Consider the following 16,408-nt stretch of genomic DNA (forward strand, 5'->3'; position numbering starts at 1 on the left):
GGCCCCGCGCCTTGGGCTACCCCGCCGCCTTCATCTTGGGCAAAGGGCAGGGACCATGGGACGCAAACGCAAGGGGCGTGATATTTCCGGCTGGCTGGTGGTCGACAAACCCGCTGGCATGACCTCAACCGCCGTGGTGAACAAGGTCCGCTGGGCGTTGCAGGCCAAGAAAGCGGGTCATGCGGGAACCCTTGACCCCGAGGCCACCGGGGTTCTGGCCGTGGCGCTGGGCGAGGCCACCAAGACCGTTCCCTACATCACCGATGCGCTCAAGGCCTATGAATTCACCGTGCGTCTTGGCGAAGCGACCAACACCGACGACGCCGAAGGCGAAGTGACCGCCACAAGCGATGCCCGCCCCGATGACGAGACCATCAAGGGCGCGCTGGGCCAGTTCGTGGGCGAGATCATGCAGGTCCCGCCCAAGTATTCCGCCGTCAAGATCGACGGCGAACGCGCCTACAAACGCGCCCGCGACGGCGAGGAGTTCGAGGTTCAGGCCCGCCCGCTCTGGGTTGAGGAGCTGTTGCTGATCGACCGCCCCGACGCCGATCACGTCACGCTGGAAATGACCTGCGGCAAGGGCGGCTATGTCCGCGCCATCGCCCGCGATCTGGGTGAGGCGCTTGGCTGCTACGGCCATGTGCGCGAATTGCGCCGGATCTGGTCCGGCCCCTTCCGGGCCGAGGACGGTCTGACGATCGAGCAGATCGACGAACTGGCCCAGTCTCCCGAACTGGACGCATACCTGCGCCCGCTCGAAGAGGGGCTCGCCGACCTGCCCCGCGTCACCGTCACCGATCAGGGGCTTGCCAAGCTGAAGAACGGCAACCCCGGCATGGTCGTGGCCCATGACATAGAGTACGGCGACGAATGCTGGGCGGCCTATGACGGTCGTGCTGTCGCCGTCGGCCGCTTCAAGGCCGGTGAATTGCATCCCAGCCGGGTGTTCAACCAATGACCGCGACTGGCCCCCACGACCCGGGCGGCAAGGTGCGCCTGAAACTCCCCGAAGGCGTGACAGGCACCGCTACCTTCTCTGACTGTGGCCGCTATCGCCAGGCCCTCACCCGGGACTGGACGCCAGAAGGCGAAACGCCCCGGGCGATCCTGTTCATCGGGATGAACCCGTCTGTCGCCGCCGCCGAAGTCTCGGACCCCACCTGCCACCGCGAGTTGATCTTCGCGCAGGACTGGGGCTTTACCCGGTACCTCAAGGGCAATGTTCTTGACTGGCGCGCCACTTCACCCAAGGACATCCCCGCCGATCCCGAACAGGCCTCCAGCCCGGCCAATATTCCGACCCTCAAGGAAATGGCGGACGAGGCCGAGGTGATCGTCATGGCCTACGGCAAGCTTCACAAACGCTTTGCGCCGTTGACCAACCAGGTGATCCGCGCCATGGCCGAAACAGGGAAACCCCTGCGCTGTCTGGGACTCAACAAGGATGGTTCGGCCAAGCACCCGCTTTACCTGCGCAAAGACACCCCCCTGATGGATTTCCCGCTGTAACCGGCGCGTGGAAATGGCAGTGCCTTAAAGCCAGTGCATGGCATCCCTTATTGAACCACAAGCCCAACATGCAAATGAAGGGGTACACCACGTGAGTGCGGTATCCGGAAAATTTCAGGAAACAGTGGTGAGCCGTGCAGGATTCGAACCTGCGACCCACTGATTAAAAGTCAGTTGCTCTACCAACTGAGCTAACGGCCCACTAGGCGGCCTATCTAGAAAGACCGGGGCAGGGGGTCAACCCCGAAATTGCGGGAATTTCACGGGAATGCTGGATTCACTTCTTCACCGGGTTTATATGCGCCCCCATGACCACGCGCGCGGATACCGGATTGCCCTTTATGAAGATGCATGGGCTTGGCAACGACTTTGTCGTGCTGGATGCCCGTGTGCATCCTGTCACGGTGACCCCGGCACTCGCCATAGCCCTTGCTGACAGGCATATGGGCGTGGGCTTTGACCAGCTGGCGGTAATCGGGACGGGCGCGGGAGATGCGCATCTGACCTTCTATAACGCCGATGGCTCCACCTCGGGGGCTTGCGGTAACGCGACCCGCTGTATCGCGCGCCTCTTGATGGACGAGTCGGGCCGCGACAGCCTGATACTTACCACCGCGCGGGGGGAAATCGCGGCGCGCGATGCGGGTGACGGCCTGACCGCCGTCAACATGGGCGCGCCGCAGCTGACATGGGAGGCGATTCCCCTGGCCGAGGAGATGGACACGCTGGAACTGCCCATCGAGGGCGGGCCGACGGCCACCGGCATGGGCAACCCGCATTGTACCTTCTTCGTGGACGACGCCGAGGCGATCCCGCTGGAGCAATTCGGCCCGCGCTACGAACATCACCCGCTTTACCCCGAACGCACCAACGTACAGGTGGCCAGCCTCGTCGGCCCTGATCACCTGCGCATGCGGGTATGGGAGCGGGGCGTGGGCGTGACCCTCGCCTCCGGCTCCTCCAGTTGCGCCACGGCGGTGGCTGCTGCGCGCCGGGGTCTGACGGGGCGCCATGTGCGGATTGATCTGGACGGCGGCACGCTTGAGATCGACTGGCGCGAGGATGGCGTCTGGATGACCGGCGGCACGATGCATGTCTTCGACGGGGTTCTGACGCCCGATTTCCTGCGGGGGCTGGAATGACCGCTCCCCCCAAGTTCACCACGTTGGGCTGCCGCCTCAACGCCTATGAAACCGAGGCGATGAAGGAGCTTTCGGAACAAGCCGGGCTATCGGGCGCGGTCGTGGTCAACACCTGCGCCGTGACCGCCGAGGCCGTGCGCAAGGCGCGGCAAGAGATTCGTCGCCTGCGCCGCGAAAACCCCGACGCGCGCCTCATCGTCACCGGCTGCGCTGCCCAGACCGAGCCCGAGACCTTCACCGGGATGGCAGAGGTCGATGCCGTCATCGGCAACACCGAGAAGATGCAGCCCGAGACATGGGGGCGATTGGCCGCTGATTTCATCGGCGAAAGCGAGAAACTGCAGGTCAACGACATCATGTCGGTGACCGAGACCGCCGGGCACCTGATCGACGGCTTCGGCTCCCGGTCCCGCGCCTACGTGCAGGTGCAAAACGGCTGCGACCACCGCTGCACCTTCTGCATCATCCCCTATGGCCGGGGCAATTCGCGCAGCGTACCCGCGGGCGTGGTGGTGGACCAGATCAAGCGACTGGTGGATCGCGGGTATAACGAGGTGGTGCTGACCGGCGTGGACCTGACAAGCTGGGGCGCGGACCTGCCCGCGCAGCCGCGTCTTGGCGATCTGGTGATGCGCATCCTCAAACTGGTGCCCGACCTGCCGCGCCTGCGGATCAGTTCGATCGATTCGATCGAGGCCGACGAGAACCTGATGCAAGCCATCGCCACAGAGCCGCGCCTGATGCCGCACCTGCACCTCAGCCTGCAACACGGTGATGACCTGATCCTCAAGCGGATGAAGCGCCGCCACCTGCGCGATGACGCCATCCGCTTTTGCGAGGAGGCCCGCCGCCTGCGCCCCGAGATGACCTTCGGGGCCGATATCATCGCGGGCTTTCCCACCGAGAGCGAGGCGCACTTTGAGAACTCGCTGAAACTGGTGGCCGACTGTGACCTCACGTGGTTGCACGTCTTCCCCTATTCCAAGCGCGAGGGGACACCCGCCGCGCGCATCCCCCAGCAGGTGAACGGCAAGCTGATCAAGGAGCGCGCCGCGCGCTTGCGCGCGGCAGGCGAGGCGCAGGTTGCCCGCCACTTGGCCGCCCAGCAGGGCCGCACCCATCACATCCTGATGGAAAATCCCCGCATGGGCCGGACCGAGCAGTTTACCGAAGTCAGTTTCGACATCGACCGCCCCGAAGGCCAGATCGTCACCGCCACGGTGACCGGCATGCGCGACGGGCAATTGGTGGCGGCCTGAAGGGGGCTTTGCCCCCGCCGCCCTTCGGGCGACTCCCCCAGGGTATTTGGCCCAAGAAAAAACACATGGTGAGGGTCGATTCGGGGCCTTGCTGAAAATCGCGTGCTGACCTTTGCCCGCGAACCCTCTATAGGCAGGTGAAAGACCGCCCAAATCCCAAGGCCCGCATGACCAAGCCCAGCCGCCAGAAACTTTATACCGAGCAGGACCGCGACAATATCCGCTGGTTCTGGCGCAATTACCTCAAGGACAAGACGCCCAAGCTCTTTCTGGTCCTTGGCATGATCCTGATTCAGGGGCTTGTGTATCAGCAATTCCTGTCGATGACGGAAAGCGGGTTGCGGGTGATTTTCGAGTCCGGGCAGGCGCGGGATCTGGCCATGGTCTGCGTGGTGGTGTTTTTCCTCTTCGCGGTACGTGGGCTGATGTCCTACCTCGTGCCACTGGTGGCGGTGCGGGTGACCAACCAAGCGGTTTACGAGATGCGGCGCGACCTGATCGGGCATTTGATGGCGCTGGATCTGGCTTATTTCGAGCGCACCAAATCGGGCGAGATCATCCAGAGGCTTGTGACCCAGACCCAGTCACTGGGTATGTTCGTTGGCATGGCCAGCGCCAATGCGCTGCGCGACGCGGTGACCGTGGTCATCGTCTCGGGATATCTCATCTGGAAAAACCCCATTCTTTTTGCCACTGCCGTTGTCGTTCTGCCCTTCATCATCTGGGTGATGAACTATGTCTCGGACCGGGTGAAGACCGCGCAAGGCGAGGCCGAGACCGCCCTTGGCAATTACATGAACGGGATCGAGGAGACGGTGAACGGCATGCGCACCGTCAAGATCGCCAGCCAGGAACAGGTCGAGGCCGACCGCCTGATGACAGGCACCGGCGCCATTCGCGACCTGATGAACCGGGTGCAGATCACGCAGGCGCTTGTCATGCCGTCGATCGATCTCAGTTCGGCTTTCGTCTACGTGCTGGTCATTGGCGGGGGCGGCTACATGGTGCTCAGCCCCGATTTCGACGTGGATGGCGCGGGGATCATCACCTTTCTGCTGGGCATGGTCATGGTGTTCGATCCTGCCCGCCTTCTGGCGCAGTTCTTTGGCACCGTGCAATCCAACCTCGTGTTGCTGGATCGTATCCGCAACCTTTACCGCGAGACGCCCACGATCAAGGACACCGAGGGTGCGACTGCCGATTTCGATACCGCTGCCGACATCACCCTCGACAATGTGCACTTCGCCTACGACCCCGAACAGCCGCTTTTCAAGGGGCTGAGCATGACCTTCGGGGGCGGCAAGGTGTCGGCCATCGTGGGGGCCACCGGCTCGGGCAAGACCACCATCCTGTCGCTGTTGTCGCGTCTCTATGACGTGGAGGGCGGCGAGATTCGCTTTGGCGACACCCCCCTGCGCGAGCTACAGGTCGCCGCCCTGCGCGGCGCCTTTTCGGTGGTGGCGCAGGACATCGTGATCTTCAACGCCTCGATCTGGGATAACATCCGCTACGTGAACCCCGAGGCGAGCGAGGACCAGATCTGGCAAGCTGCCGAGGATGCCGAGATCGCCGACCTCATCCGCCAACGTGGGGGTGCTCCCGTCGGGCCCAAGGGGGCGCAGCTTTCGGGCGGGCAGAAACAGCGGATCGCCATCGCCCGCGCTTTCCTGCGCGACGCGCCGATCCTGCTTTTGGACGAGGCGACAAGCGCGCTGGACCAAGCGACCGAGGAACGGATCAAATCCGCCCTTGACCGCCTGACCAAGGGCAAGACCACCATCGTCGTGGCGCACCGCCTGTCGTCGATCTCGGATGCCGACCGGATTTTCGTACTGGAGGCCGGGCAACTGGTGGAGCAAGGTCAGCACGAGGCACTCTTGGCCGAAAACGGCCTCTATGCCCAACTCTACAAGGCGCAGAAAAAGGGCTACGACGGGGGCTGATCCCCGTGCCCTGTCCGGCTGCTATCCCTGATCCAAAAGCCGCAAATCACCGATAACATCGCACAGGCGGGCGATGCCATCTTCGATCCTGTCCCGGTGAATTGACGAGACCCCCAGCCGAAAGAACCTTTCCCCTTGCGCCCTGTCGGAAAAGCAGGGGGTGATCGGCTCCACGATCACACCGCGTTTGAGGGCGGCATGGGCAATGGCCTTGGCGTGCAGCCCGGTTTCATCGTCCGCCAGAATGAAATTCGTCCCGCCGAACTCGCCCGATTTCAAAAGCCCCGGCAAGCGTTCGCGCAGTGCCTTGTTCGCCAGGTGCCAGCGTTGCTCGTAATCCTGCCGTGTCCTGTGCAACAACCCGTCATAATACCCCAGCCGGATGAACATCGCCGCCGTATGCTGCAATATCATCGGCGGATGCCTGAGCATCATTCCCCGGCAATCGCGCGCGGATTCGATGAATTCCGGCGGCGCGGTCAGGTATCCCAACCGCAGCCCCGGAGACAGCCCCTTGGACAGGCTGCCCAGATAGATCAGGCGCCCGGTGTCATCCAGACTCTGAAGCGGCAGGGGCGAGGAATGCCGATAATCCACATCGCATTCGTAATCGTCCTCGACGATGTAGAAATCATAGGCTTCGGCGGCTTCCAACAGTGCATGACGCCGCCGCTCCGACATGGTCACCGTCGTCGGAACCTGCCGGTTCGGCGTGATGAACACGAGGTCCACATCGCGCAATCGCTCGTCCACGATCATGCCCTCGTCGTCAACGGGTTGAAACCGCAGCGCCCCGAAATTCGTCCGCAGGATCTTGCGGGCGTCCGGGTACCCGGGGTCTTCCATCGCGGCGATGCGGTCACGCCCGCCGAACAGCAGGCTGGTGATGAACAACCCGTTCTGCGTGCCCAATGTGATCAGGATCGAATCGCTGGGTTCGAAAATCCCCCGGCGCGGCAGGATACGCTGACTGACCTGTTCGATCAGTTCGGCACTGTCTTCATAAAGCCCATCGGCGGACCAGATCTTGAGGTCCTTGCGGTTCATCGCGAGGCGGGTGCACTCACGCCATTCGGCCACTGGAAAGGCACTTTCGTCGATTTGGTTGCAGACGAAGGGATAGTCGTATGTATACCAGTCGTTTGGCCGGGAAATGGTGTCGATGTCTTCGGCCCGGCGCAGCTTGTTCAGCTTTTCGCCAATCGGCGCACGCCGGTCGGATTGCCGGTGTCCCCCGGCTTTGGCATCAAGCCGCGTGCCCGGATGCGATTTGACGAAATAGCCCGACCGTGGCCGCGCCTCGATCAGCTGTTGTTCTTCGAGTTTGCGATAGGCCGAGACGACCGTATTGATCGAAATATCAAGTTCCCGGGCCAATTCCCGGCACGACGAAAGCTTCAGGCCTGGGGCCATGAGGCCATCGAAAATAAGCCGCGAAATCTGCGACACCAATTGGTCCCGCAATCCGCTGGATCGTGATCTGTCTATGCTAAGCCGTTGCACCATAATGTATTGAGACAAATTTAACCGGACACATCAACCATAGACATGTCGATGCGGTCAGCAGAAATGCGGCGCCCAGCAAGGCAAGGCGCCGCCGTTTTCGGTGCCCGGTTGAGGGCTCAGACGTCCTTCCCGCCGGTAAAGTTGAACTCCGCCCCGGTGCGAATCCCCGAAGGCCAGCGCGTGGTCATGGTCTTGAGCCGGGTATAGAACCGCACGCCTTCCATGCCGTGGATGTGGTGATCGCCGAACAATGACCGCTTCCAGCCACCGAAGGAATGATAGGCCACCGGCACCGGAATCGGCACGTTCACCCCCACCATGCCAATGCGCACCCGCGCCCAGAAATCGCGCGCCGCATCGCCGTCGCGGGTGAAAATGGCCGTGCCATTGCCGTATTCGTGGTCATTGATCATCTGAACTGCAGTGTCATAGTCCCCGCTGCGCACGACCGACAGGACCGGGCCGAAAATCTCTTCCTTGTAGATCGACATATCGGTGGTGACGTTGTCGAACAGGCAGCCGCCGATGAAATACCCCTCTTCATAGCCCTGAAGCGTGATGTCACGGCCATCGACCACCAGGTTCGCGCCCTGTTCGATGCCGTCGGCAATCAGGTTGTGAATCTTGTCGTAGCTTTGCTTCGAGATCACCGGGCCCAGTTCCGACTCCGGGTCGGTGTAGGGTGCGATTTTCAGGGCACGGATGCGCGGCTCCAGCGCCTCGACAAGCCGGTCGGCGGTTTCCTCGCCCACCGGAACGGCCACCGACACCGCCATGCAGCGTTCCCCGGCCGAGCCATAGGCCGACCCGATCAGGGCATCGACGACCTGGTCCATATCGGCATCCGGCATGATGACCATGTGGTTTTTCGCGCCGCACAGGGCCTGTACGCGTTTGCCGTTGGCCGTGCCGCGCGAATAGATATAGTGCCCGATCGGGGTTGATCCGACAAAGCTCACGGCTTCCACCGTGGGATTGTCCAGCAGGGCATCGACGGCCTCCTTGTCGCCGTTCACCACGTTGAACACCCCTTCGGGCAATCCCGCCTCGGCCAGAAGCTCGGCGATTCGCATCACGACGCTGGGGTCTTTCTCCGAGGGCTTGAGGACAAAGGTATTCCCGCAGGCAATGGCGACGGGGTACATCCACAGCGGCACCATGGCCGGGAAGTTGAACGGGGTGATTCCCGCGACAACGCCAACCGGCTGGCGGACGCTGAAACTGTCGACGTTCTGCGCCACCGCTTCGGAATACTCGCCCTTGAGGAGTTGCGGAATGCCACAGGCAAACTCGACCACCTCGATTCCGCGCGCGATCTCGCCCTTGGCGTCGGGCAGGGTCTTGCCGTGTTCCGCCGATAACAGCTTGGCCAGCTCGTCGGTGTGCTGTTTCAACAGATCGCGGAATTCGAACATCACCGTCGCGCGCTTGGCGGGCGGGGTGGCGGCCCAGCCGGGCAGGGCCTTGGCGGCGGTCTCGACGACGGCATCCACATCCGCCTTGCTGGCAAGCGATACCTGCCCGGTGACCGTACCCGTCGCCGGGTTGCGAATCTCTCCGATGCGATCGGATGTGCCGGGCCATGGCTTGTTCGACATAAAGTGACCAATAGGGCTCATTTTTTGGGCCTCCGTAGTTGGGGGTTTCGCGATCCGGCCCATGGGGCCACAAACCTGCGAAACGCGTGGGGTTTCCATCCGTCTCACAGTGGTAAGGCGATCAAAGGGGCGCAGGACAGGTACAGTTCGGGACGCTGAAGGTGACAGATTCCAAAGCACTCAGCGCAGCAAAATGCATGTCGCACCGGGCCAATCACGACCGCCGCAGGCCCCCCGGGGGCAAGCGCCCAACCCTGTCACCGCCATGCCGTTTGACCGTTCCTGTGCCGCTTGCTACTCTTGAACAGCGTTGCAACCAAAAGACATTAGGCCCTTGTTCATCAGGACGTGACCGCCTCACAGCCACCGGGAAACGGCGTCAAACCGTCATTTGCCTCTGCGCACCGGAAAGGATGCGCTGCGCCCCGGCAAACCGGACCGACGCCCTCAACGCCGCCACGCACAGCTTGTAATCTGTACCCTTGTTAACCGGCATCTGTATCTTTCTCGGCGGCGGACCATAGCGTTTCCTGTACGGGCTTGGGACCGGTCAGCGCACCAAAGACTGCGCCCCTCAAGCGTTGGAAAGTGGCAACCGGGGGAGGCGGTTTGAATGGGTTCGGAATGTTTGCGAAGCGACCAAACCTATGACGCAGGTCACGCGACGAGATCGGTAATTGCCCCCTCGGCCCGGGTATGACTTTCTAGGAGGAGAACAGGATCATGGAAAATTCAAGGTGTGTCCCATGCTGATGCGCGGGCTCGAATGGATCACCCACGCCATATCCGAGGTCATGGGCCGTATCGGCTGGTTCCTGATCCTCTATTGCATGGTGTTCGGCGTCTCCGACGTGTTCATGCGCTACGCGCTGAACGCCCCCTCGCAATGGATCGGAACGACCCTGCAAGCGGCCATGGTCCTTCTGGCCTGCGCCGGCGGGGTCTACGCGTTGCAACACGACAGCTTCGTCAAGCTGGACCTCTTTTATGCCAGCGCCAGCACCCGCTCCAAGGCGATTCTGGACGTCCTGACAGCTCCCTTCGCGGTGTTGTTCCTCGGCGCCCTGATCTGGAAGGGGTACGAGGCGGCCTCGCTGTCGCTGATGCTGAACCAGCACACCCCGACATCCATTCCGATCCCGATCTACCCGATCAAGTTCGCGATCCCGGTCAGTGGCGCCCTGGTCCTGCTGATCGTCATCAAACACTTCATCCGCGACCTGAAAATCATCTTCGGCCGCGCGTGAACGACCGCCCCTGACACGGCGCCGCCGGTTCGGGGGCCAAGAACACAAAAAGAAACGACACCATAAACAAGGAGGAAACGAAATGAAGATGAACAGATACCTGAGCACAACCCTGTGGGCGGGGGCCGTGGCCCTCACCGCATCCGGTGCCCTGGCCCAGGACGGCCCGCCCGATGAGGTCACCGAATGGACCTTCCAACCCGCCTTCGACCAAACCGATGCCGGGTGGGACAACGGCCTGATGCCTTGGGTCGAAGCCGTCGAAGAGGCCACCGAAGGCACCGTGAAAATCCGGGTCGAACCCGCCGGTGCCCTGGTCAGTGGCTCCGAAGCCTTCGGCGCCGCCGCGGCGGGCCTGACTGATGGCTATGCCGGCTGGGGCTCGGTCTACGGCGGCGACATGCCCGAAGGCATGCTGGCCTTCGGCCTCGCCATGGGCGCCAACAACACCGAGGAAGCCTGGGAAGTGATGTGGGGTAACCCCGACTACCGCGTCGGTGACATCGTTCAGGAGGCGGCCCACGCCCGCAACCTGCACTGGGCAGGCTGGACCAACCAGGGCCCGAACGCGATGTTCACCAAGTTCCCGGTCGAAAAGATCGAAGACCTCGAAGGCCGCAAGATGCGCGCCGGTGGTCCGCAGGCGATCTTCCACTCCACCGTGGGCGGCTCGCCGGTTTCCATGAACGCCGGTGAAATCTACACGGCGATCAAGCTGGGAACGATCGAAGGCACCTACTGGGATACCGGCGGGATCGACGACATGTCGTTCGACGAGGTGGTCGATTACGCGATCATGCCCGGCTGGAACCCCGCCCAGCACCAGGAGATCTACATCAATCTCAACAGCTGGAACGCCCTGACAGATTGGCAGCGCGAAAAGATCGACGGCGTGTTCAAGGAAACCTACTTCGAAACCAGCCGCATGCACGCGGACGGCGTGGAAGAGGCCCTGCAAATCCTCAAGGACAGTGGCGGCGAAGTGATCCAGATGAGCGACGAGGAAGTCGCGCGGATGCGTGAAATGTCGATTCAGAAGGTCTGGCCACAGGTCGCCGAGGCGTCCGATGGCAACGCCAAGGGCGTCGAGATCTTCAAGCGCTTCCTTGAAGACAAGGCAGAATAAGACCGGCTGATCGCACGGTCTGAACAGACCTCTGGCCCGGTCATACCGGGCCAGAGGCGCGATCCGGGGCACCATGCACTGCTTGGAGTGGCGCCGGGACATTGATTGCACTGGTTCTAGTGAGCAGCCTCTAAGCAAGGGATACAGGGAACATGAGCCTCGAACTCATTACGGCGTTGTACTTCATCATTCTGTTTGTGATCCTCTTCATGGGGCTTCCCGTGGCATTCGGCCTTGGCGGAACGGCGGTTCTCTTCGCCATGATATTCGAGCCACGCGCCCTGCTTTCCGTTCCAAGCGCGTTTTACTCGACCCCGTGGAACTCGGTTCTGGTGACCGTTCCGCTGTTCCTGTTCATGGGGTCGCTCATACGATTTTCCGGCATCGCCGAGGCCGCCTATGACGCGGTCTACAAGCTGATCGGCCACATCCACGGTGGGCTGGCCATGGGCACTGTGCAGGTCTGCACCGTCTTTGCCGCCGTCACCGGGATCACGCCACCGGCGACCACGACCATGGGCCAGATCGCCTATCCCTCGATGATGCGCTATGAATACGACCGCCGTATCGCCATCGGCTCCATCGCGGCGGGCGGTGCCTTGGGCGCATTGATCCCGCCCAGCGTGCCTTTCATCTTTTACGGCCTGCTCGCCAAGGTTTCCATCGGGGATCTGTTCATGGCCGGGGTCATGCCCGGGCTCATGCTGGCGGCCTTCTACACGATCTACATCGGCGTTCGCTGCAAGATGCAGCCGCATCTCGGGCCGGCCCTGCCCGCCGAGCAGAAATTCACCCGTCATGAGAAACTGACCGCGATCCTCAGCATCTGGCCCTTCGCCGTGCTGATCGCCATCGTGCTCGGCGTGATCTGGGGCGGCATCGCCACCCCGGCCGAGGCCGCGGCCTTCGGCGCGGCAGGGGCCTTCGTCATCAACCTGATTTACGGGAAGCTGACGAAAAAGGTCTTGATAGACTCGCTGGTTTCCACCCTGAAACTCAGCGGTATGGGCCTGTGGATTCTGATTGGCGCCACGGTCTACCTCAACGTCTTCAACACCTTGGGCAGTCAGGACCTGCTGACCGACCTCGTGCTGTCCATGCCGGGCGGCAGCACCGGCATCCTGTTGATGATGATGCTGATCATCCTCGTTCTGGGGATGGTGATGGACGATTGGGCAATCATCATGCTCTGCACTCCGCTTTTCATTCCCATCGTCGATGAACTGGGAATCGACAAGCTGTGGTTCGGGGCCTTGTTCATCGTGAATATCCAAATCGCCTATCTCACGCCGCCCTTCGGTTTTGTCCTGTTCTGGATCAAGGGTGTCCTGCCCCGCGATGTCAGCATGGGCGACGTCTATAATTCGGTCGGCCCCTTCGTGGCGCTCCAGTTCCTTGGCCTGACCCTGATCTTTTTCTTCCCGCAAATCGCCACCTGGCTGCCAGGTATCCTGAAGTGATCCGAACAGCCGATGACCCAGGATGCCAATCTGCGGCGTAAGTCTTAACGCCACCTTGCCCCACCGCGCGTTGCCGCGCCCGGTGGGGCGTTTCGTACGACTCGTACGTTCGGTTTTTGGAAAGACGGGATTTTCGTACGAAAACCGGGGTGTAAACGTACGACTCGTACGAAAAATCCCCCGGGCTATTCGAAGCTTGAGAACGGGATATAGCGCACCGGGGTTCCCGGGGTGATATGCGCCGCTTGGTCGGGCAGCTCCACCAGCCCCTCGGCCCAGCTCAACCCGCTGATCCGGCCCGACCCTTCGGATTTGAATACCTCGGCCTTGCCGTCCCGCACCCGCGCCCGCAGGTACTCGCGCCGCCCCGGTTTCTTCTTCTTTTCAAAGGCGGCGGGGATGTTAAACCCTTGGGGCTCTTGCCATTTTCCGCCTGCCAGTAGGCTCATGGCAGGCCGCGCAAAGACCAGGGTACAGACCATCGCCGCCACCGGGTTGCCCGGCAGGCCAAAGACCGGCGTGCCGTTCCAGAGGCCCAGGGCCAAGGGCCTCCCCGGTTTGACGGCAATGCGCCATTCCGCCATCGCTCCGGCTTCGTTCAACAGGGCCGAAACATGGTCTTCATCCCCCGCCGATGCGCCCCCCGATGTCAGGATTATGTCAGCCTTTTCAATGGCTTGGTCAAAGGTTTGGCGCAGGGCGTCCCGGTCATCCGGGACCCGGCCCATATCCACCAGATCATAGCCAAACCGCTCAACCAAACCACCCAGCATTGGCCGGTTCGCGTCAAAAATCTGTCCCTTTTCAACCACTTGCCCCGGCTCGCGCAGCTCGTCCCCGGTCGAGATCACGGCCACCTTCAGCCGTTTGCGTACCGGCACCTCATGCACCCCCACCGCTGCACAAAGCGCCATATCCGCAGGCGTCAACACGCGCCCCTCCCGCAGGATCACCTCCCCAGCCTGCACATCCTCCCCGGCCTTGCGAGTGTTGGCCCCGGGCTTGATACCCGCGCGAAAGGCAATCGCCCCATCCCCTAGCGTCACGTCCTCTTGCAGGATCACCGTATCGACCCCCTCGGGCAGCGCGGCGCCGGTCAGTATGCGCAGGGCGTGACCCTCGGGGACAGTGCCATCAAAGGCAATTCCCGCCGCGGCACGCCCTTTGGTGAGGGGCATGACCTGATCACCATCCCCCAAACTGGCATGGGCAAAGCCATAGCCATCCACCGCCGTATTTGCCTGTGGTGGGTTGGCGCGTAAGGCCTTCAAATCATTGGCTGAAACTCGCCCCAAGGCCTTGCTCAGCGGCAGGGTCTCCTGCCCGACAACCGGATGCAATCGCCCCCGTAGCATGTCCAAAGCCTCATCCACAGGCGTCCAATCCACCCCGGCAGGCAAGGCGAAACAATCATCGCGCAGGGGCGGGGGGCGAAGGCCCTCGGCGGCTTGGTTCAACTTGTCCTCAAACCCTTGTCCCATGATCCAACCTTCCTCGGGGGCGTTCATGTTCAACATGGCGCGCATGGCGTCTGCGGGCAAGTCGTGAAGTGCCTGTCCCGGATGCGCTTTACAACCCCACCTCTTTCAGGATGAAATCGGCAATCGCCTTGGTATCGTCCAGGTCGAACACCGGGCGATCCAAGTGCAACTCAGTATCACTGGCCACAGCGCGCACGGTGTCGTCCTGCGGTGCGATCAGGGGGTTGCCGGTAACCCTGCGGTGCGCCTCGACCTTGGGGTGGCGATCGCGCTTGTAACCTTCCACCAAGACCAGATCGACAGGTGCCAGCTTGGCGAGCAGCGCTTCGAGCTTTGGCTCTTCCTCATCGCGCAACTCATGCATCAGGGCAAAGCGGTTGGCCGAGGCCAAAAGCACCTCTGTCGCGCCGGCGTGGCGGTGACGATAACTGTCCTTGCCTTCGTGATCCACGTCAAAGCTGTGGTGCGCGTGCTTGATGGTAGACACCGAAAACCCGCGCGCGGTGATCTCGGACACCAGCCGCTCCATCAGCCCGGTTTTGCCCGCGTTTTTCCAGCCGACGACGCCAAACACCCTCATGCTATGCCCTCCAGTATCGCTCGGGCCTGTTCCAAGTCCTCGGGCGTGTTGACGTTGAAAAACGGGTCATTTTTGCCTTCGAACACCGCCTCGCGGCCATCGTGTTTTTCGGTCCAGATCACCACCTTGCGCAGCCCGTCGTTCAACGCCGCGCGCAGGTCATCGCGCAGGGCGACGGGCCACAGGCCAAAGGTGGGATGGCGAATGAGGCCAGAGCGGCTCATGGATTTGGTTTTTTCGCCTTCGCCACGCGGCGTGGCAGCCAGAACAAGCGGGTGCGTCATGCCTTTCGCCCGGCCTTGCAGCACGGCCACCAGATCGGCGGGGAAAAACGGTGTGTCGGCGGCCACGGTGACGATGCTGTCGGCCCCTTGGTCTGCGGCCCAATCCAGCCCCGCCAGAACGCCCACCAGAGGGCCGTGGAAGCCTTCGATAGAATCCGGCAGTACGGGCAGGTCAAAGCCCGCGAACCGCGTGGCATCGCCATTGGCATTGAGCGCGAGGCCCGCCACCTGTGGGCGCAGCCGGGCAATCACATGGTCAAGGATCACCCTATCCCCAAGCGGCAAAAGCCCCTTGTCACCGCCGCCCATCCGGGTGGCCTGCCCCCCGGCAAGGATCACGCCAAGTGGAGCACTCATGCGTCTGCACCCTTCCGACGGTGCTTGCGGTCCTCGTTGGGCACGCTGGAGGGGTCCACGTCGCGCAACAAGCGCTCTTCGCCGCTCAGGCAGACAAACCGTTGCCCCCGCATCCGACCGATGCAGGTCAGTCCAACTTGCCGGGCGATTTCCACCCCCCAAGCGGTAAAGCCCGAACGCGAGGCCAGAACGGGAATGCCCATGAGGGCGGTCTTGATCACCATTTCAGAGGTCAGCCGCCCGGTGGTATAGAGCACCTTATTCCCCGCGCCGACCCCTTCGGACAGCATCCAGCCGGCGATCTTGTCCACGGCGTTGTGGCGGCCCACATCCTCCATGTATACCAAGGGTTTATCCCCTTGACACAGAACCGTGCCGTGAATTGCCCCGGCCTCAAGGTACAAGGATGGCGTACGGTTGATCTTGGCGGCCAGCGTGTAAAGGTCCGAGGTTTTCACCTGTACCTCCGGCAGGCTGACGGCCTCCAGCCCTTCCATCATATCGCCAAAGACGGTGCCCACGGCACAGCCGCTGGTGCGGGTCTTTTTCTTCAGCTTCTCTTCATAGGTGGTCTGCCCATCGGTGCGCACCACGACGGTTTCCAGATCGTCGTCATACTCCACCCGCTGCACGGTTTCGCCATCTCGCAGCATGCCCTGATTGCGCAGGAACCCGAGCGCCAGATACTCGGGGTAGTCCCCGATGGTCATGGCGGTCACGATTTCCTGCCCGTTAAGGAAGATCGTCAGGGGGCGTTCCTCGACCACGGCGATTTCCATGGGCTGGCCTTCATGATCCACGCCTTCCACCTTGCGGGTGAGGCGAGCGGCCTTGGGGTCGGGCGCGATGATATAGTCGGACAGATCGTCTTGGGTGGCCAATTGCATCTCCTTGCGGTTACGGCTAGGCCCTT

At 62.2% G+C, this 16,408-nt stretch carries 14 protein-coding genes and 1 tRNA gene; 8 read left to right on the forward strand and 7 right to left on the reverse strand.

Translation table 11 applies throughout. The annotated features are described in order from the left end of the window. Positions 1–55: 55 nt before the first annotated feature. Both truB and FDP25_RS10695 read left to right on the forward strand, forming a co-directional pair. Complete coding sequence (truB, locus tag FDP25_RS10690) at positions 56–961, forward strand: tRNA pseudouridine(55) synthase TruB (RefSeq protein ID WP_154151542.1); 906 nt, start codon at positions 56–58, stop codon at positions 959–961. Beyond that, a complete protein-coding gene (locus FDP25_RS10695) occupies positions 958–1,512 on the forward strand; it encodes a DUF1643 domain-containing protein (RefSeq protein ID WP_154151544.1) in 555 nt (184 codons plus the stop codon). The genes truB and FDP25_RS10695 overlap by 4 nt, the downstream gene beginning before the upstream one ends. Before the next feature lie 125 nt (positions 1,513–1,637). Here the strand turns inward: FDP25_RS10695 and FDP25_RS10700 are convergent. Continuing rightward, positions 1,638–1,713 (reverse strand) — tRNA-Lys (locus FDP25_RS10700). Positions 1,714–1,820: 107 nt separating this feature from the next. Between FDP25_RS10700 and dapF the strand changes: the two genes are divergently transcribed. The 3 genes from dapF to FDP25_RS10715 all read left to right on the forward strand — a co-directional run bounded on the left by dapF (position 1,821) and on the right by FDP25_RS10715 (position 5,856). Then, positions 1,821–2,654, forward strand: coding sequence for a diaminopimelate epimerase (gene dapF / locus FDP25_RS10705; RefSeq protein ID WP_154151546.1), 834 nt, complete (start codon positions 1,821–1,823; stop codon positions 2,652–2,654). Beyond that, a complete protein-coding gene (gene mtaB, locus FDP25_RS10710) occupies positions 2,651–3,913 on the forward strand; it encodes a tRNA (N(6)-L-threonylcarbamoyladenosine(37)-C(2))-methylthiotransferase MtaB (RefSeq protein ID WP_154151548.1) in 1,263 nt (420 codons plus the stop codon). Before dapF ends, mtaB begins: the two co-directional genes overlap by 4 nt. Positions 3,914–4,080: 167 nt before the next feature. Continuing rightward, positions 4,081–5,856, forward strand: coding sequence for an ABC transporter ATP-binding protein (locus tag FDP25_RS10715; protein ID WP_154151550.1), 1,776 nt, complete (start codon positions 4,081–4,083; stop codon positions 5,854–5,856). A gap of 21 nt (positions 5,857–5,877) precedes the next feature. Here FDP25_RS10715 and FDP25_RS10720 read toward each other — a convergent pair whose 3' ends face one another. Continuing rightward, a complete protein-coding gene (locus FDP25_RS10720; RefSeq protein WP_343032021.1) occupies positions 5,878–7,305 on the reverse strand; it encodes an aminotransferase-like domain-containing protein in 1,428 nt (475 codons plus the stop codon). A 173-nt stretch (positions 7,306–7,478) separates the two neighbouring features. Continuing rightward, a complete protein-coding gene (locus tag FDP25_RS10725; protein WP_154151554.1) occupies positions 7,479–8,981 on the reverse strand; it encodes a CoA-acylating methylmalonate-semialdehyde dehydrogenase in 1,503 nt (500 codons plus the stop codon). Between the two features lie 725 nt (positions 8,982–9,706). On the opposite strand from FDP25_RS10725, the gene FDP25_RS10730 reads away from it, so the two are divergent. The 3 genes from FDP25_RS10730 to FDP25_RS10740 all read left to right on the forward strand — a co-directional run bounded on the left by FDP25_RS10730 (position 9,707) and on the right by FDP25_RS10740 (position 12,793). Beyond that, positions 9,707–10,207: a TRAP transporter small permease subunit gene (locus FDP25_RS10730; protein WP_154151556.1), complete on the forward strand. Its 501-nt coding sequence runs from the start codon at positions 9,707–9,709 to the stop codon at positions 10,205–10,207. A gap of 82 nt (positions 10,208–10,289) precedes the next feature. Next, complete coding sequence (locus tag FDP25_RS10735) at positions 10,290–11,333, forward strand: TRAP transporter substrate-binding protein (protein ID WP_154151558.1); 1,044 nt, start codon at positions 10,290–10,292, stop codon at positions 11,331–11,333. A 152-nt stretch (positions 11,334–11,485) separates the two neighbouring features. Then, positions 11,486–12,793 (forward strand): TRAP transporter large permease, encoded by a 1,308-nt coding sequence (locus tag FDP25_RS10740; RefSeq protein WP_154151560.1) that lies wholly within the window; start codon positions 11,486–11,488, stop codon positions 12,791–12,793. A gap of 185 nt (positions 12,794–12,978) precedes the next feature. On the opposite strand, the gene FDP25_RS10745 is transcribed toward FDP25_RS10740, so the two are convergent. Genes FDP25_RS10745 through fdhD form a run of 4 tightly spaced genes read right to left on the reverse strand, consistent with a single transcriptional unit; the run spans position 12,979 to position 16,382 of the window. Next, on the reverse strand, positions 12,979–14,334 hold the full coding sequence (locus tag FDP25_RS10745; protein WP_343032023.1) for a molybdopterin-binding protein: 1,356 nt from the start codon (positions 14,332–14,334) through the stop codon (positions 12,979–12,981). 28 nt (positions 14,335–14,362) lie between these two features. Next, entirely contained in the window at positions 14,363–14,854 is a 492-nt protein-coding gene (mobB, locus tag FDP25_RS10750; RefSeq protein WP_154151563.1) for a molybdopterin-guanine dinucleotide biosynthesis protein B, read from the reverse strand. Further along, on the reverse strand, positions 14,851–15,495 hold the full coding sequence (gene mobA, locus FDP25_RS10755; RefSeq protein WP_154151565.1) for a molybdenum cofactor guanylyltransferase MobA: 645 nt from the start codon (positions 15,493–15,495) through the stop codon (positions 14,851–14,853). The genes mobB and mobA overlap by 4 nt, the downstream gene beginning before the upstream one ends. Next, entirely contained in the window at positions 15,492–16,382 is an 891-nt protein-coding gene (fdhD, locus tag FDP25_RS10760) for a formate dehydrogenase accessory sulfurtransferase FdhD (RefSeq protein WP_154151567.1), read from the reverse strand. Before fdhD ends, mobA begins: the two co-directional genes overlap by 4 nt. Between the last annotated feature and the right edge of the window lie 26 nt (positions 16,383–16,408).

It is taken from the genome of Roseovarius bejariae (assembly GCF_009669325.1).
In the GTDB taxonomy this organism is placed as follows: domain Bacteria; phylum Pseudomonadota; class Alphaproteobacteria; order Rhodobacterales; family Rhodobacteraceae; genus Roseovarius; species Roseovarius bejariae.

What these genes read in the sequence shown, in the direction of transcription:
- truB (WP_154151542.1), top strand. Translation starts at nt 56, where the DNA reads ATGGGACGCAAACGCAAGGGGCGTGATATTTCCGGCTGGCTGGTGGTC.
- FDP25_RS10695 (WP_154151544.1), top strand. Translation starts at nt 958, where the DNA reads ATGACCGCGACTGGCCCCCACGACCCGGGCGGCAAGGTGCGCCTGAAA.
- dapF (WP_154151546.1), top strand. Translation starts at nt 1,821, where the DNA reads ATGACCACGCGCGCGGATACCGGATTGCCCTTTATGAAGATGCATGGG.
- mtaB (WP_154151548.1), top strand. Translation starts at nt 2,651, where the DNA reads ATGACCGCTCCCCCCAAGTTCACCACGTTGGGCTGCCGCCTCAACGCC.
- FDP25_RS10715 (WP_154151550.1), top strand. Translation starts at nt 4,081, where the DNA reads ATGACCAAGCCCAGCCGCCAGAAACTTTATACCGAGCAGGACCGCGAC.
- FDP25_RS10725 (WP_154151554.1), bottom strand. Translation starts at nt 8,981, where the DNA reads ATGAGCCCTATTGGTCACTTTATGTCGAACAAGCCATGGCCCGGCACA.
- FDP25_RS10730 (WP_154151556.1), top strand. Translation starts at nt 9,707, where the DNA reads ATGCTGATGCGCGGGCTCGAATGGATCACCCACGCCATATCCGAGGTC.
- FDP25_RS10735 (WP_154151558.1), top strand. Translation starts at nt 10,290, where the DNA reads ATGAAGATGAACAGATACCTGAGCACAACCCTGTGGGCGGGGGCCGTG.
- FDP25_RS10740 (WP_154151560.1), top strand. Translation starts at nt 11,486, where the DNA reads ATGAGCCTCGAACTCATTACGGCGTTGTACTTCATCATTCTGTTTGTG.
- mobB (WP_154151563.1), bottom strand. Translation starts at nt 14,854, where the DNA reads ATGAGGGTGTTTGGCGTCGTCGGCTGGAAAAACGCGGGCAAAACCGGG.
- mobA (WP_154151565.1), bottom strand. Translation starts at nt 15,495, where the DNA reads ATGAGTGCTCCACTTGGCGTGATCCTTGCCGGGGGGCAGGCCACCCGG.
- fdhD (WP_154151567.1), bottom strand. Translation starts at nt 16,382, where the DNA reads ATGCAATTGGCCACCCAAGACGATCTGTCCGACTATATCATCGCGCCC.